The following is a 1,583-nucleotide window of genomic DNA, read 5'->3' on the forward strand; positions in this document are numbered from 1 at the left end:
GTATCAATCATAACAGGCATCTCTTTAAACGCACTATCCACATGCAATCGTTCTGTTTTTTGGTGGGCATCCTTCCCAAATGGACCGACATTTAAGACAGGACCTTGTAATGCCGTCATTTCTTTGAATGGAATATGATACGTATCGCCCCATACTGGTGTGTTCCGTTCAAATGCTAGCCACTCATTGGATGCATCTGAATAGTTGACATAGCTTAAATCACAAATTCCGTTAAAGTAATGGATCTGCTCCACCTCAATATCAAAGGTTTGAGCTGTTTGCTTCATTAATTCAATCGACTGTTTCACTAATGGATGGTTGGATGAATTAATGGCTGGATAGTAAGGTGGTGCATATAACAGAACTGTAGCAGGTGCTAATTCCTGACAGCGAATCATGAGCTGATCCACAATACGAATGGATTTTTCACGATCATCCCATGCAGGATGCTGCTGAACCTGGTGCTTAATCGCTTGTACTTCCTCAGCTCCTAACTTATGGATCGCATGCTCCAATAAGGCCTCGTAGCGTAAGACCTTTACCTTGCCCACACCCTGAACATTTTCGCGTGTACAAATGTCCTGATAGTGCGCATTGCAAGCAGCCATAGCCTGTAACGCAACTTCCTCAAAAATAGCCATCACCTCTGCCGCTGTCCGTTTTAATAAAAAGACATTGTAAAGTGCCGCCGCACGGTATGGTGTTTGTGTAGAATACTCCATTTTTAAATCTTTTAATTGTAGAGAGACAGGTAGTGGTGTGCTTTCACCTAAATCTGTTTCACGGAAAAGGGGGTTCCACTCCATATGCTGTGTCATATAGGAGGCGATAAAGGGAGCCGTCATTCCTTTTAATGGCTCACCAACATGTGTCTCTTTTCCATAGAACAGCGCAGCAGGCATGATTTTACCAATTGTACCTGAATAAATATATTCATTCGTATCTGACGGCCCTTGTGAAAACGATGGCTCACTATTTAAAAATAATTTATAGGATAAACCATACTGCTCACGTAGTCTCACCAGTTCCACAACAGCCGCTCTCATACCAGCAGAGTTGACTTCCTCATCAGGAACCGTCGTTAAAATCAAATTAATCGGCCATTGCTCAAAGCTTGCCTTTTCGATCAGCTGCATGTGTAAAGCAAGACCCATTTTCATATCCATTGTGCCGCGTCCAAATAAGTAATTCCCTGACTCCAGGTCAATGCGGGCTGCCTCTGGTAAGTCTTTTAGGTATTTAGGTTCTAGGAGCTTTTTCGTTAGTTCTTCTGGATAAAAGGCTAACGGCTCTAGTTCACCATATTCCTCCGTATGCACCGTATCAAAGTGACTGATTAATACAACGGTTTCTGTTGCCGTTGGATGCTTATAGAAGGCTGTCACCGCATTTCTGCCCAGTCCTGCATCATGTAATTCAATCAACTCCGGGTGTTTTTCAAAATATGGAAGCGTTAACAATTTATCTTTTAACTGATAGGCAAATTTATTTTCGCCCTCCGTTAATGTTCGGCTTTCCCAGCTCACAAGTTCACATAATAGGGCACGTAGTTTTTCAGGTGTATCCCACATAAAAGCATTCAT

At 42.5% G+C, this 1,583-nt stretch carries 1 protein-coding gene; it reads right to left on the minus strand.

Annotation, left to right across the window (positions count from 1 at the left end; translation table 11 throughout):
- On the minus strand, positions 1-1,583 hold a 1,583-nt coding region (locus CD31_RS00295), incomplete at both ends, for a M20/M25/M40 family metallo-hydrolase (protein WP_036074802.1).

The sequence above is a fragment of the Lysinibacillus boronitolerans JCM 21713 = 10a = NBRC 103108 genome (assembly GCF_000772935.1).
GTDB classification, from domain to species: domain Bacteria; phylum Bacillota; class Bacilli; order Bacillales_A; family Planococcaceae; genus Lysinibacillus; species Lysinibacillus boronitolerans.